Below are 13,481 nucleotides of genomic sequence, written 5' to 3' on the forward strand. Positions count from 1 at the left end.
TATGTGTCAAAGTTTAACGCGGTCCTGACGGGAATGTATTGATATCGTTACCTAATTCTTCCGGGAGGTTACCGTTGTTTTTCAGTGCGATGGTCACCTTATCGTGCCAGGAGGCCTGTGCTGCTGCGTTCATGCCACTGTGGGTATCGCGGTCAAAGGCATACTGTAGCCGGTTCATTTCCCTAAAAGCTTCAAGGTATTGAAATTGTATAACACTATCATAGTCATCCCGGTTCAGCGCTGTTTGTTTTAGCCGCTGCTTAAATCTTTCTACTACCAACCGGGTGATATCGAAATGGATTTGTTCATGCGCCAGTCCGTAAGTGGTGTTATTTCCGGGTTTTACCCAGCTGGCACTTTTTATAAAAAATACTTGTAATAACAGGGAGATGTGAAGGGTATCCTTATATACACGGCTGCTGCCTTCGTAGGAAAAGCTGGTGTAGGAAACGGCTGCACTGGGTCCGGAAGACGGTGGGGTACCGGCAAAATCGCTCCAGGAAAGTTTCCGGTATGACGCATAGTAAATAGTGTCGGAATCGGTGGAGGAAGGCTGCTCCTGAAAGTGGAAATCCAGGGATACAACGGTATGGCCGGCGGCTGTCGGCTGATTGCTATGAATCCCTTTAGCAGTGGGGAGAAGCAGCAAAAAAAACAATATGGCAGGAACAGAAACCATCGGTATTACCGCCCTCTAAAATTAGCGCTTTTAACAATCCCTTTCCGCTGAAAACGGGCTTTTTTCCGTAATTTACGAATCAACCAAAACAATCGCACATGTACGGCGGAGGATACATTTTTGAAGAGCCCAATAACCGACAGGTGAGGGAGGAAAAGGTCCATGATGAGCCGGAGAAACTGGCCGCATTTGAAGATCGTATAGCCAGGGGAGAGAAGATAGAACCCGGCGACTGGATGCCGGCAGAGTACAGGCGGCAGCTTATCCGTTTAATTGAACAACATGCTCATTCTGAGATCATTGGCGCTTTACCTGAAGGCACCTGGATTACCCGTGCCCCGGGATTTAAGCGCAAGCTGGCATTAATAGCCAAGGTACAGGATGAGATCGGCCATGGACAGCTGTTATACAATGCAGCAGAAACCCTGGGAAAAACCCGGGAAGCCATGATCAACGACTTGCTGAGCGGGAAGTCCAAATACTCCAACGTATTCAATTACCCGGCTAAAACCTGGGCGGATGTTACCGTAATCGGTTTTCTCATTGATGCGGCTGCTATTGTAAACCAGGTGGCTAATTCCAAAGGGTCGTACGGCCCGTATTGCCGTGCACTGGAGAGGATCTGCTACGAAGAAAGTTTCCACCTTAAACAGGGCCACGATGCTTTTATTGAGTTGGCCACCGGTACACCGGCACAGCGGGAAATGCTGCAGGATGCGCTCAACCGTTGGTGGAAGCCTATCATGCACTTTTTCGGCCCTCCGGATAAAACCAGTCAGCACAGTGAGAAGCTGATGCAATGGAAGGTAAAAATGGCCAGCAACGATGATATGCGTAACCAGTTCCTGGATATGTATGTCCCTAAGATATGGGAGTTGGGGCTTACCCTGCCTGATCCGCTGTTGCGCAAAAATGCAGAAACAGGCCGCTGGGAATATTCCGATCCGGACTGGGACGAATTTTTCAGGGTGATCAACGGTGGCGGCCCCTGCAACGAGGAACGCCTCCAGGTAAGGAAGTGGGCAGAAGAGCATGGCCGATGGGTACGTAAAGCGCTGATGAAGCCAACGGAAAAACATACCCTGCCTGTAGCCTGATTATTTTAAGCTCCAAATTTTAGCAAACCAATCATGTCTTTAGATCCACGTGTAAACAGATTAAAACTCGGCGACCCCGGCGCCGTAATAAAAGTAGAAGAAGGGGAGAACTGGAACGTATACGAAGTATTTCACCAGGAAAAAAGAGGTGCGCACCATGAACATGTAGGCTGCGTGCACGCCCCCGATCCACAGCTGGCACTCATCTTTGCCAAAGAACAATTTGCCCGCAGGAAAAAATGTGTAAATCTCTGGGTGGTAAAAAGTGCCGATATCCTGGCCTTTGATGTGGAAGATGAGGATATGTTTGCCAACAACCTGGAAAAAACATATCGTGATGCCAGCGGCTTTAAGGTGATGGAAAAGATCAACAAATTTAAACAATCATCCAAAGGAACTACTGATGTTAAATAACGCAATAACAGACCTGCTCACAAAAATGGCCGATGATGAACTGATAATGGGGCATCGGAATTCGGAATGGACCGGACTGGGGCCTGTTATGGAAGAAGATATTGCCTTTTCGTCCATGGCGCAGGATAAGATCGGTCATTCATGGGCATTGTACCGGATTATAGAAGAAAATCTGGGTGGCAGCCAGGCAGATATTTTTGCTTTTTGTCGCCCGGAAAATGAATACAAATGCTGCCACCTGGTGGAATATCCTAATGCAGGGTATGACTTCAGCCTGATGCGGCATTTCCTTTTTGATCAGGCGGAGGCAGTGCGGTATGAAAGCATGCTGGAAAGCAGTTTTGAGCCACTGCAACAATTGAGCAGAAAAGTTAAAGGAGAATTGAAATACCATACCCTCCATGCAAATGCCTGGGTGATGCAGCTCAGCAAAGCTGGTGAAGAAAGCTATGACCGCATGCAAACCGCATTGAATGAAATCATTGCGCTGGCAGCCGGCATCTTTGAACCCGGTAAGGCAAATGAACAGGTGTTGATAGACGCGAAGGTATATCCCGGAGAAAAGGAATTATATAGCCGCTGGCTCGACAGGATTTATCCCGTGCTGGTAAAAGCATCGTTGAACCTGCCGCCGCTGGAATCGATTACGCCTGCCTATGGCGGCCGTACCGGACAGCATACACCTTACCTGGCGCCATTATTAAAAGAGATGGGAGAGGTGTTTAACCTGGATACCGCAGCTAACTGGTAATTTATGACAATGGAAATTACCATAGAAAATATTTATAATTCCCTGCAACAGGTGATGGACCCGGAAATACCCGTATTAAGCGTGGTAGAATTGGGCATGATCACCGATGTAGTGCTACAGGATAACGGGGCGGAGGTGCATATGATTCCAACATTTGCAGCCTGCCCCGCTGTTTCTTATATACAGCGGAACATCCGGCAGCAGCTGGAAAAGGATTTACATATATCCGTTACCGTTATAGTGGATAAACACATCACCTGGAACAGCAACCGGATTACTGAAGAAGCAAAAATAAAGCTGGAGCAATTCGGAATTGCAGCCCCAAAGCGGCTGGCAGAAGAGGTGAGTGAGGACTTATTTGTAGAGGTACCCTGCCCGCACTGTGGCAGCACCGAAACTTATCTGCGGGCCCCTTTTGGTTCCACGCTTTGCCGGGCTATACATTTTTGTAAATCGTGCGGACAGATATTTGAGCAGTTTAAGCCACTGGAATAAGCAGGATTACCGGAAATGCCTATTTTTACACGCATTAGTTGATATGCCATTGGCAAATTTATAGATGAAACATGAAGATAGGCTTGTATTTTGGGTCTTTTAATCCTATACACACGGGGCATTTGATCATTGCCAATTATGTTGCGTACAATACTGATCTGGACAAAGTGTGGCTGGTGGTTTCTCCTCAAAACCCACTGAAACCTTCCTCCACCCTTCTTAATGAGCACGACAGATTTCACCTGGTGGAACTGGCCATTAAAGATGAATCCAGGCTCAGAGCAAGCAATATAGAATTTTCCCTGCCTCGTCCTTCGTTTACTGTAGACACCCTGGCATACCTGGGGGAGAAATTTCCTACCCAGGAGTTTTGCATCATTATGGGGAGCGACAGCTTCCAGAATCTTCCCCGCTGGAAAAATTACCAGCATATTGTAAGGAACTATCCTATCTATGTATACCGTCGTCCGGGGCACGAAATCACAGAAACCCATGGCGCCCGCCTGGAAGTACTGGATGCCCCTATGCTGGATATATCAGCAACGGATATACGAAAATGGATAAAGGAAGGAAAGTCCGTACGGTTTATGGTGCCGGACAATGTGATCACCTACATCGCTGAAAATAATTATTACAAGTAAGCTTATTTATCTGTTTTATTCCGAACTGTTACTTTTTTAGGTCCGCTGCCGGCAGGGGCGGATCTTTTCTTGATGAGGTACTCGTTGGAATAGATCTGCAGCAGCAGGATAAACATGGAGATTAGCAATGGTCCGAAAATCAGACCTATGAACCCAAATAGGTTTACGCCTATCAGTACCCCAAAAATGGTGATAAGCGGGTGTACGTTAGCAATTCGTTTGGCTAGCAGAAATCTGGAAACATTATCAGATGTCCCCACTATGGCAAACCCATAGATGAGCACTGCCAGGCCCTGGAAAGTATTACCGGCGGCCAGCAGGTATACCCCAAGTGGTACATATACGGCAGCAGCACCGATTACCGGCAGCATTGCAGTAAAGCAGGTAACTACAAACCAGAAGAAAGGCTGCGGTACGCCAAAAATCAGATAGCCTGCTAACGATACCACTCCCTGAATAATAGCAATCAAAGGAATACCAACAGCATTGGAAATTACCAACTTGTTGAATTCCCTACCCAACAGCTCCACATTTTCGTCCTTTAACGGGATATATTCATAGATCGCCAGCTCCATACTACGGAGGTTTACTAACATGAAATAGAGGATAAAATATAAGATGGCGATGGCGGTCAGTGTATTAAACGTGGCACCCAGGAACCCTGGTAAAAATGAGGTGGCTGTTTCTGAAAACTTTTGAAGCCTTGCATCTGTAATGATGGTGAAGCCAATTTCCTGAGAAAGCTTGTTGTTCAATGCCTTAGCCTGGGTAATTAATTCAGTAGAGTTGTTGACGGCATAGGCAATTTTTGCGCTGAGCATATTGACCAGGGCACCAACCGGCAGCAGGATAATTAGAAAGGTGAGCAGCATCAGCAGTGTTGCGGCAAGGCTTTTCTTCCATTTGCGCACTTCTGTGAGCCGGATCATCCATTTGCGGCATAACACATAAAACGTTACAGCACCGAGGAAGCCCGGGAAATAAATAAATAGCTTTGTAAACAGGAGTATTGCCAGGAAAAGGATAAGAAATATAAAGCCTATTTGTTTCAGGCGTCCATTGTCGATATTGCTCATATTATTAGATTGTTAAAGGGTGTTTACCTGCAAATAACCAAGGTATCACGGGGACAAACGCTCAGCTAATACCAAACAAAATTGATACCCACTTGTTCTTGGAATAATGTTTGTGAAGCATCACATACGAAAACATAGATTTTTAAATTATCTCATCTTTTAAAAACTTTTGTTATGAATAATAGTTCAAAAGCCGTGGTTTCTTTCATCGTTGGCGCTGCAGTGGGTGTTGCAGTCGGATATTTCCTCAATTCTGATAAAAAAGATGAACTTGTAGGCAAATTGAGATACCAGGCTGACAAGCTGAAAGATAAATGGAAAAAGAAAAAGGATCAATTTGAAGACGCCCTCGAAAATGAGCTGGCTTAATTCCAATTGATTAAATAATACTGCATGGAAGAAAATTTCAGCGATTACTTTAAACAAACAGGCAGAGTCGCCAAAGATTACCTCGAAACGAGGCTGGACCTGTTAAAGCTCCAGGCAGCGGGAAAGCTATCAAAGGCATTGGGATTATTCTTCTCGGTTTTGATGGCTTTTCTGCTGTTCTTTTTTGTGATCGTATTCCTGGGAATGCTGGTAGCATTCTGGATAGGTGAAAAAACCGGTAGCTTTACGATCGGTTTCACCTGTGCTTCAGGAATATTCATCCTGTTGTTTATCGCCATCATCGTATTTAGGAAACAACTGATTGAAAGGCCTTTATCCAAATTGCTGATCAATGTGCTTATCGACGAGATCGACGATCGGGACGATAATGTACATATCAATGACAAGGTAAAGGTGCCTAACTCCCCGTTGGACCCTCAGGCCCCGGTACGGCCAGGTCATGTTCCCGATGACGAAGCCGTAGAGCACCAATAAAAGCACTTATCAGCATGGCCCAAAAGAAGAAAATAACTGGTTTTGATGCACTTGAGCTGGAAGTTGCCCGGCTCAGGAAGCGTTCCATCGACCTCGAAGATGTTCTGTTGGACAGGGTCGACTTCTTCCGTGATAACTATAAGAAAATGGCCCTCAACAGCATTATACCGGGTAGTGGCAAACATTCCAATGCCCTGGGAATTGCAGGAAAAGTGGCCAAATTTGCGTGGGAGAGCGGTAAATTCAAAAACTTTGCGACCGGTGCACTCATCACCGCCCTGGAATTTTTCGGGGTGCAGATGGGGATAAAGCTGTTTAATAAGTTTGCCAAAGGCCGGAAGGAAAAGAAACCAGATGGGGAGCCGGAGTTTTAATTCCCATAATTACCACTTACTCATTCTCTCTGTTTTACCACTCAACAGTGTATTGTCCATTGAGGATTACAGGACATGGGTTTCAGGGAATATAATTCACGAGATTAGGTAATAAATGACGTCGTGCTCCAAAGCCACAAATGATGGTGGGATAAGCAATACAATATGATATATCAGCTGTTTTCGAAATTGTAGGATAATTTGAATTGTCCTCCTTAAGGGATATAAATATCATATCAACACACTTTTTTTCTTCTTTTCCATTTTCGAATTTCATCAGACTTACCACTCTTTCGACTTCTCTGGAAAAAGAAGCCGCTTTCAGATTTGCGATTGTATTAATATTAGTGACGCTTCCATCTGTCTGAATATCATAATAAATAGTTAACATGCCACTGAGATGAAGCTCATGTGCTCTTCTTGGATAACGTATATTTTTATTCAAGAACCTGCTTATATCCTTCTCATTTCTTAACAATACCTGAGAGTTGGCCTTATTTTGTGCCGATAAGCCATTATAGTGCAATTGTAATGAAATAGCCATGCTTGCAAGCAGGGGAAGTTTGAGGTTACGCATAAGACAATGGTTTGAAGTATATACGAGAAAAGCAGTACAAGGAGATTTGCTTTATCAACCGGCATCTGCGCAGATGATACCGGTTGATAAGACTTTACCCCCAGACTTTCGTACCCTCGCTGCAGTTAGCGCAGATATCAATGTTTTTTCTGGACTCGAGTATCTCACTACGGAAACGGATATACTCTTTATTATGCCATAATTTCTTGAAGGATTCCTGTTTCAGGTTGCCGAGGCGGTGCTGTGCATCCTTATCGAAGCAGCAAGGCACTACCAGGCCATCCCAGGTTACCACCGGAGAGTGCCAGAGGCGCCAGCAGTGGTTACCCATTTTGTTCTTAATAGCGTAGGTGCCATCCTCCTTGCGGTGGTAGCGGGAATATTTATCGATAGTAGGAATCAGGCGGTTACCTTCTTCATAATCATATACCTGTGCGGTTTTAAACCTTACCTGGTCCACCCCGATTTCCTTTGCCAGCAGCTTGATTTCTTCGATCTGATGTTCATTGGGTTTTACTACCAGGAACTGGAAGAACACAAATGGCTTGGTGGAATTCAGTTCTTTCTTCCACTTAACGATGTTTTTAGCACCCTGAATTACTTTATCCAGGTGGCCACCTACCCGGTATTGTGTATATACATCCTGAGTAGTTCCATCTATGGAGATGATAAGCCTGTCGAGTCCACTTTCTACCGTTTTTTTGGCGTTGGCCTCGGTAAGGTAGTGCGCGTTAGTGGAAGTGGCGGTATAGATACCTTTATCGGAAGCATATTTGACCATGTCCAGGAATCCCGGGTTGAGGTAGGGTTCTCCCTGGAAATAAAAGATCAGGTATAACAGTTCCTTATGTATTTCGTCGATCGTTTCCCTGAAGAAATCCTGTTGCAGCATACCGGTTGGGCGGGTAAAAGCGCGCAGGCCGCTGGGGCACTCCGGACAGCGCAGGTTGCAGGAGGTGGTAGGTTCGAAAGATATGGAGATGGGATACCCCCATTGAACAGGCTTTCCGGTCCACTTACTTGCAAAGTAACTTCCCAACACCTTTCCGGCATTTAGCGCACGTTTGAAAGTGAACTTGGAAAAGAGATTAAGGGTATCATTCAGGTTAAAATCGGGCATAAAAATTCACTTGACCATTGTAAAAGTAAGGCCTTTAATCAAATTATAGCCTATAATTGCGATAAAATTACGTCTGGAGCTATTGCGGTGTAACACCCAAATTCCCTGCAACTAACATCGAACGAAGTGAAAAAAAAGTCGCTGATATTTACAATTTTACTATTGACCCTGGCTGTTGTGGTTGTTCCCTTTTGGTATTTCTGGTTTAGGGAGGAAGATGAAGTGAGGTTCGTTCGGTATGATGAATTTGGTATAGACATGCCCGTTAATTATAAAATTCATGGGATTGATGTGTCCAAATTCCAGAAGAATATTAACTGGAAGGCGGTGAAGCAGATGAAGGTGGATAAAATTCGTATGTCCTTTGCGTTTATAAAGGCTACGGAAGGCATTACCCGCCAGGATGAAGCATTTCAGCGCAACTGGGACAATGCCGGCAAGGCCGGATTGATCCGTGGGGCCTATCACTTCTTTTATTCCACCCGTGATCCTATCAAGCAGGCGATTAATTTTCAGAATGTGGTGGACCTGCAATCAGGGGATCTGCCGCCGGTGCTGGACATCGAAACGTCCAATAACCAGCCGGCTGCGGTGATCCGCAGCACGGCCAAGATATGGTTGGAGGAAATGGAAAAAGCGTATAAAGTGAAGCCCATCATCTATACCAACATACATTTTTATGAAACGTATCTTGGCGATGAATTTGATGACTATCCATTGTGGATAGCGCATTATTACCAGAAAGAAAGGCCCGCGTCCAAGCGTAGCTGGATCTTCTGGCAGCATAGTGATATCGGTAGGGTAAACGGTATCCGTACAACGGTAGATTTCAATGTATTTAAAGGGGACAGTGCCGCCCTTGCTAAAATGCTCATCCCATAATTATCAGTATCATGGAAGAAGAAAAGCAATCAGAACCTAATCCGCCGGCGCCACAGCCACCTGTTCAGCAGGAGGAGAAACCGCCTTTTGACCTTGATTTACTAATGTATTTTATCAAGATCATCCGAACGGTTTTTGTTGGGTTGTTCTGGATGTTGGTAAATATCTTTATTGGCCTTTACCTTGGCTTTGGTGTGCCGGAAGAATCGACCCCCGGCCGTTTAATATTCTTTTACTCCTGGCTTGTCATCTCCCTGACAGCCTATATTTATTATATCTGGAAGATGTGGCGCAAAAAGGAGAAAGTGCCATAACTACTGCACACCGTTACGGTGACCCAGTTCCATCGTCCAGGCCTTCTCATACCTGCCTACGGCAAACTCCGTGTAGTTCGCACCCATCATATTTTTGCAGTGACTGGGGCTATTGAGCCATCCCAATACTACTGCCTGCTCGTCCATGTTGCCGGTGGCAATATTTTCACCGTAAGTGTTCCAGCGGTAACCGGCTGCATCCAGGCGGGTACCAGGCGTGCTGCCATTGGGAGCAGTGTGGTCAAAATAGTTATTCAGGTACATGTCTTTACTATGCAGGTAGGCCGCCTTTTCCATCAGGCCATTCCAGGTGAGCGGGCCTACAGCAGGCATCGCAACGCCTCCACAGTTACAGCCGCGGCTGCGAAGTCCATTTACCAATGTTAACAACGCTTTGCGGTCAACACGATTTTCGGGTACCGTTACTGTATCAATCACAGTAGGGGGTGTAGGGGCAACAGGTGCAACCTCATTTTCAGTTTTGGAGCAGCTGCTGAAAATCACAATTGTCAAAATAGCAGCACAAATAAATTTCCCGGGCATAACCAGTTCAGTTAATAGAAATTATGGTGAAATAGATACCGGGTTTTAAACAGGATCGTGTCAAAATTAAAATCGTCTTTCAGCGGAAACGGGTAAAACTATAAGAGGTTGCTCAGAGGTTATGGGGTCTGTTGTGGTCAGTACTTTCAAAAGTAAATCACAACTCATTTTGGTCTTTTTCTCTTTCGAGGCCCCAAAGATAGTGCGTTGTTATGATAGTTTTATCCCAGGTTTTGCAAATCTAATGTTAACGTAAACTGCCATACAGTTGCAGTGAGATACCAGTGAATATTAATGCCGTCAGTGCCAGTCTACAACGCATGTGGAATTTTTAGCAAAAGTTAAACAGAAAATACCGTGTAGGGGAACCCTGATTATAGTAACTTTGCAGCACCAATTAACAACCATATTTCAATTATATTTTTAAAATCAACAGGTTATGCCCGGATTTGAATTTTTTGGAGCCGAGGAAAGGAAAGAAGTAAATGATGTACTGGAAACAGGTATCATGATGCGTTATGGTTTTGATGGTGCCCGTAATGGCATCTGGAAAGCCAGGGAGCTGGAAGCAGAAATGTGTAAAAAACTGGATGTGCAATATGCACAGCTGGCCTCCAGCGGTACTGCCGCCCTCACCACTGCCATGGCTGCATTAGGCCTGGGTGCAGGTGATGAAATTATCATGCCTACCTTCACCTTCGTTGCCAGCTTTGAATCTGTTTTCTCTGTAGGTGCTACCCCTGTACTCGTAGATGTGGATGATACCCTCACCCTCGATCCTAAAGCCGTGGAAGCTGCTATCACTCCACGCACCAAAGCAGTAATGCCGGTGCATATGTGCGGTGCCATGGCGGATATGGATGCGTTGGTGGCCATCTGCAAAAAACATAACCTCATCCTCCTCGAAGACGCCTGCCAGTCGTTCGGCGCCAGCTATAAAGGCAAAGCCCTGGGCACCATCGGTGATGCGGGTACTTTCTCATTCGACTTTGTAAAAACAATTACCTGCGCCGAAGGCGGTGGTATCGTTACCAACAATAAAGATGTGTATATCAAATGTGACGGATATACAGACCATGGCCATGACCACATCGGTAATGACCGCGGCCTGGAACAGCATCCGTTCATTGGTTATAACTATCGTATTTCTGAACTGCATGCCGCAGTAGGACTGGCACAGATCCGTAAGCTGGATACCTTCCTGGATATTCAACGCAGCACCAAGAAAATCTTCAAAGATGCACTGGCTGCTATTCCCGGGCTGACTTTCCGCCGCTTACCTGATCCTGCCGGCGACAGCGCTACCTTCCTGTCCTTCTTCCTGCCGGAAGCAGAGCAGGCACGCAAAGCCGCAGCAGCTATGAAGGCAGCAGGACTAGCCGCTTTCTACTACTACGATAACAACTGGCACTACATCCGCCAATGGGATCACTTTAAACAAGGACAGGTGCTCACTCCATTTGCACCAGGGCTTAAACAGGCAATGGAAATCTATAAAACAAAAGAATTCCCTGCTTCTGATGCTATCATCAGCAGGAATATTTCCACGCCTATCAACCTCTCCTGGTCTGAAGCTGAGATCAAAGAAAGAGTGGAGAAAATGGTGAACGCTATTAAAAGCGCATTATAATGCATAGTAAAGGCGTAACCGGGTCAGCAACAGCTACCCGGATACGCCTTTATACTTTAAAAATATAGGTATGAAGAAAATAGCATTGATACCTGCCCGTTATGGCGCTTCCCGCTTTCCGGGAAAAATGATGGCCAAACTGGGCGATAAAACCGTGATACTACGCACTTATGAGTCGACCGTTAATACCGGTGTATTCGACGAAGTGATGGTGGTAACCGACAGTGATATCATCTTCCGGGAAATAGTGGATAACGGTGGTAAAGCCGTGATGAGCAAGAAAGAGCATGAATGTGGTACAGACCGTATCGCTGAAGCCATGGAGTTGCTGGATTATGATATCGTGGTAAACGTTCAGGGCGATGAGCCTTTTACCCAGAAAGAACCGCTGGAAAAATTACTGCGCGTATTTGAAGGGGAAGAAGGAAAGAAAGTACAGGTAGCCTCGCTCATGCAGGTGCTTACCGATCAGGCATCCATCGAAGATCCTAACTACGTGAAAGTGGCAGTGGATAAAAACTTCAATGCCCTCTTCTTTTCCCGCTCCGTCATTCCTTACCCGCGCGCTAAAGACGTTCCAACTACTTACTACGAACATATAGGTATCTATGCTTTCAGAAAAGATACCCTCATGAACTTCACCAAACTGGAACCCACTCCACTGGAGCTGGCAGAAAAAATTGAATGTCTCCGCTACCTCGAAAACGGTATCCCGATGAAAATGGTAGTGACCGAGTATATGGGCGTGGAAATCGATACGCCGGAAGACCTGGAGAAAGCAGCAAAACTCTTATAATAACATACTAACTAAGACGCATATATGAAATTCAGGAATTTTAAAATGGTGGACTATGTGGTTTACGGTAACGGGTCTTTTGATCAGTTAGATGAAATCCTGGCCCCAAAACGTAACGGTGATGCTCCCATGATTTTCTTTGTGGATGAGTATTTCCAGGATAAGAAAGAATTTTTATCCCGTGTTCCTTTGCGTGGTAAAGACAAGATTGTAATCATCGATGTAACCGACGAACCTAAAACCAAAACCGTAGATAAAATCCGCGATGAGCTGCAGGCTGAATTTGGACAGGTATCTGGTATCATTGGTATTGGCGGCGGTTCTGTATTGGATATGGCTAAAGCGGTTTCGCTGATGATGACCAACCCCGGCTCTTCTGCCGACTACCAGGGCTGGGATCTTGTGAAAGTAGCGGGTGTGTATAAAGTGGGTATTCCTACTATTTCCGGTACTGGTGCAGAAGTGAGCCGTACCTGCGTGTTAACAGGTCCTACCCGTAAACTGGGTATGAACTCCGACTTCACACCGTTTGATCAGATCGTTCTGGACCCATCACTGACCAGCACCGTAGAGCCTAACCAACGTTTTTATACTGCCATGGACTGCTTCATTCACTGTGTGGAATCCCTGGAAGGTACTTACCTGAACGCCTTCAGTAAGTCATATGGTGAAAAAGCCCAGGAACTCTGTGAAGAGATCTTCCTGGAAAAAGACCAGTGGGATGCAGATGCAGACGAAAAACTGATGATGGCTTCCTACGCCGGTGGTATGAGCATTGCCTATTCACAGGTGGGTGTAGCCCATGCCGTGAGCTATGGCCTGGCTTACCTGCTGGGTACTAAACATGGTATCGGTAACTGTATTGTGTTTGATAAACTGGAAGAGTTTTACCCTGAAGGTGTGGAGAAGTTCAAGCTGATGGTGAAGAAACACAACATCATTATTCCGCAGGGCATCTGTAAAGGGCTGACCGACGAGCAGTTCGATATCATGATCAACGTATCGCTGGGCATGGCGCCACTGTGGGAAAACGCATTGGGTAAAGATTGGAAAACAATCATGACGCCTGAGCGCCTGCGCAAGCTCTACGAAAGACTTTAATTTTTTTTGGGGAGATGTCAGCTCCAGCTGTTCCACGCTTAGCGCGGAATGCTGTACGGACACAAAACCGAAGGTTTTGCGACCCGGATGCTCCAACAATATTATAAAGGGCCGGATGAAAAGGGAT

18 protein-coding genes are annotated in these 13,481 nt (G+C 45.7%); 13 read left to right on the top strand and 5 right to left on the bottom strand.

All coding sequences use genetic code 11. The features are described from left to right. Window positions 1-13: 13 nt before the first annotated feature. The gene (locus KW844_RS01345) at window positions 14-649 is read right to left on the bottom strand and encodes a hypothetical protein (protein ID WP_218374908.1); all 636 of its coding nucleotides are present in this window, start codon (window positions 647-649) and stop codon (window positions 14-16) included. Between the two features lie 128 nt (window positions 650-777). Here KW844_RS01345 and paaA point away from each other — a divergent pair, with 128 nt between their 5' ends. From paaA to nadD, 5 genes are all read left to right on the top strand, one after another. Then, entirely contained in the window at window positions 778-1,776 is a 999-nt protein-coding gene (gene paaA / locus KW844_RS01350; protein WP_218374909.1) for a 1,2-phenylacetyl-CoA epoxidase subunit PaaA, read from the top strand. Window positions 1,777-1,809: 33 nt separating this feature from the next. Continuing rightward, window positions 1,810-2,190: a hypothetical protein gene (locus KW844_RS01355; protein WP_218374910.1), complete on the top strand. Its 381-nt coding sequence runs from the start codon at window positions 1,810-1,812 to the stop codon at window positions 2,188-2,190. Then, the gene (paaC, locus tag KW844_RS01360; protein ID WP_255578096.1) at window positions 2,180-2,941 is read left to right on the top strand and encodes a 1,2-phenylacetyl-CoA epoxidase subunit PaaC; all 762 of its coding nucleotides are present in this window, start codon (window positions 2,180-2,182) and stop codon (window positions 2,939-2,941) included. Before KW844_RS01355 ends, paaC begins: the two co-directional genes overlap by 11 nt. 3 nt (window positions 2,942-2,944) lie before the next feature. Next, on the top strand, window positions 2,945-3,436 hold the full coding sequence (gene paaD / locus KW844_RS01365) for a 1,2-phenylacetyl-CoA epoxidase subunit PaaD (protein WP_218374911.1): 492 nt from the start codon (window positions 2,945-2,947) through the stop codon (window positions 3,434-3,436). Window positions 3,437-3,507: 71 nt separating this feature from the next. After that, a complete protein-coding gene (gene nadD, locus KW844_RS01370; protein WP_218374912.1) occupies window positions 3,508-4,077 on the top strand; it encodes a nicotinate (nicotinamide) nucleotide adenylyltransferase in 570 nt (189 codons plus the stop codon). A gap of 2 nt (window positions 4,078-4,079) precedes the next feature. Here the strand turns inward: nadD and KW844_RS01375 are convergent, their stop codons facing one another. Next, a complete protein-coding gene (locus KW844_RS01375; RefSeq protein ID WP_218374913.1) occupies window positions 4,080-5,153 on the bottom strand; it encodes an AI-2E family transporter in 1,074 nt (357 codons plus the stop codon). 174 nt (window positions 5,154-5,327) lie between these two features. Here KW844_RS01375 and KW844_RS01380 point away from each other — a divergent pair, with 174 nt between their 5' ends. The 3 genes from KW844_RS01380 to KW844_RS01390 are packed head-to-tail and all read left to right on the top strand — an operon-like array spanning window position 5,328 to window position 6,391. Then, entirely contained in the window at window positions 5,328-5,522 is a 195-nt protein-coding gene (locus KW844_RS01380; protein WP_073082676.1) for a YtxH domain-containing protein, read from the top strand. A 24-nt stretch (window positions 5,523-5,546) separates the two neighbouring features. After that, on the top strand, window positions 5,547-6,017 hold the full coding sequence (locus KW844_RS01385; RefSeq protein ID WP_218374914.1) for a hypothetical protein: 471 nt from the start codon (window positions 5,547-5,549) through the stop codon (window positions 6,015-6,017). A 14-nt stretch (window positions 6,018-6,031) separates the two neighbouring features. Next, window positions 6,032-6,391 carry a hypothetical protein gene (locus KW844_RS01390; RefSeq protein ID WP_218374915.1) on the top strand — a complete coding sequence of 120 codons (360 nt, stop codon included), beginning with the start codon at window positions 6,032-6,034 and terminating at the stop codon, window positions 6,389-6,391. A gap of 82 nt (window positions 6,392-6,473) precedes the next feature. Here KW844_RS01390 and KW844_RS01395 read toward each other — a convergent pair whose 3' ends face one another. After that, window positions 6,474-6,968, bottom strand: a complete 495-nt coding sequence (locus KW844_RS01395) for an energy transducer TonB (RefSeq protein ID WP_218374916.1) — start codon at window positions 6,966-6,968, stop codon at window positions 6,474-6,476. A 94-nt stretch (window positions 6,969-7,062) separates the two neighbouring features. Next, entirely contained in the window at window positions 7,063-8,088 is a 1,026-nt protein-coding gene (locus tag KW844_RS01400; protein ID WP_218374917.1) for an SPASM domain-containing protein, read from the bottom strand. Between the two features lie 258 nt (window positions 8,089-8,346). On the opposite strand from KW844_RS01400, the gene KW844_RS01405 reads away from it, so the two are divergent. Both KW844_RS01405 and KW844_RS01410 read left to right on the top strand, forming a co-directional pair. Further along, window positions 8,347-8,970 (top strand): glycoside hydrolase family 25 protein, encoded by a 624-nt coding sequence (locus KW844_RS01405; protein WP_218374918.1) that lies wholly within the window; start codon window positions 8,347-8,349, stop codon window positions 8,968-8,970. Between the two features lie 11 nt (window positions 8,971-8,981). Further along, window positions 8,982-9,284, top strand: coding sequence for a hypothetical protein (locus KW844_RS01410; RefSeq protein ID WP_218374919.1), 303 nt, complete (start codon window positions 8,982-8,984; stop codon window positions 9,282-9,284). Here KW844_RS01410 and KW844_RS01415 read toward each other — a convergent pair whose 3' ends face one another. Further along, on the bottom strand, window positions 9,285-9,827 hold the full coding sequence (locus KW844_RS01415; RefSeq protein ID WP_073082690.1) for a CAP domain-containing protein: 543 nt from the start codon (window positions 9,825-9,827) through the stop codon (window positions 9,285-9,287). A 439-nt stretch (window positions 9,828-10,266) separates the two neighbouring features. Here KW844_RS01415 and KW844_RS01420 point away from each other — a divergent pair, with 439 nt between their 5' ends. The 3 genes from KW844_RS01420 (at window position 10,267) to KW844_RS01430 (ending at window position 13,354) form a co-directional block, all read left to right on the top strand. Then, window positions 10,267-11,457, top strand: a complete 1,191-nt coding sequence (locus tag KW844_RS01420; protein WP_218374920.1) for a DegT/DnrJ/EryC1/StrS aminotransferase family protein — start codon at window positions 10,267-10,269, stop codon at window positions 11,455-11,457. 70 nt (window positions 11,458-11,527) lie between these two features. Beyond that, window positions 11,528-12,253 (top strand): 3-deoxy-manno-octulosonate cytidylyltransferase, encoded by a 726-nt coding sequence (gene kdsB, locus KW844_RS01425; RefSeq protein WP_218374921.1) that lies wholly within the window; start codon window positions 11,528-11,530, stop codon window positions 12,251-12,253. A 24-nt stretch (window positions 12,254-12,277) separates the two neighbouring features. Further along, the gene (locus KW844_RS01430; RefSeq protein ID WP_218374922.1) at window positions 12,278-13,354 is read left to right on the top strand and encodes an iron-containing alcohol dehydrogenase family protein; all 1,077 of its coding nucleotides are present in this window, start codon (window positions 12,278-12,280) and stop codon (window positions 13,352-13,354) included. Window positions 13,355-13,481 lie beyond the last annotated feature (127 nt).

The organism is Chitinophaga sp. sic0106, from assembly GCF_019219075.1.
Lineage (GTDB): Bacteria > Bacteroidota > Bacteroidia > Chitinophagales > Chitinophagaceae > Chitinophaga.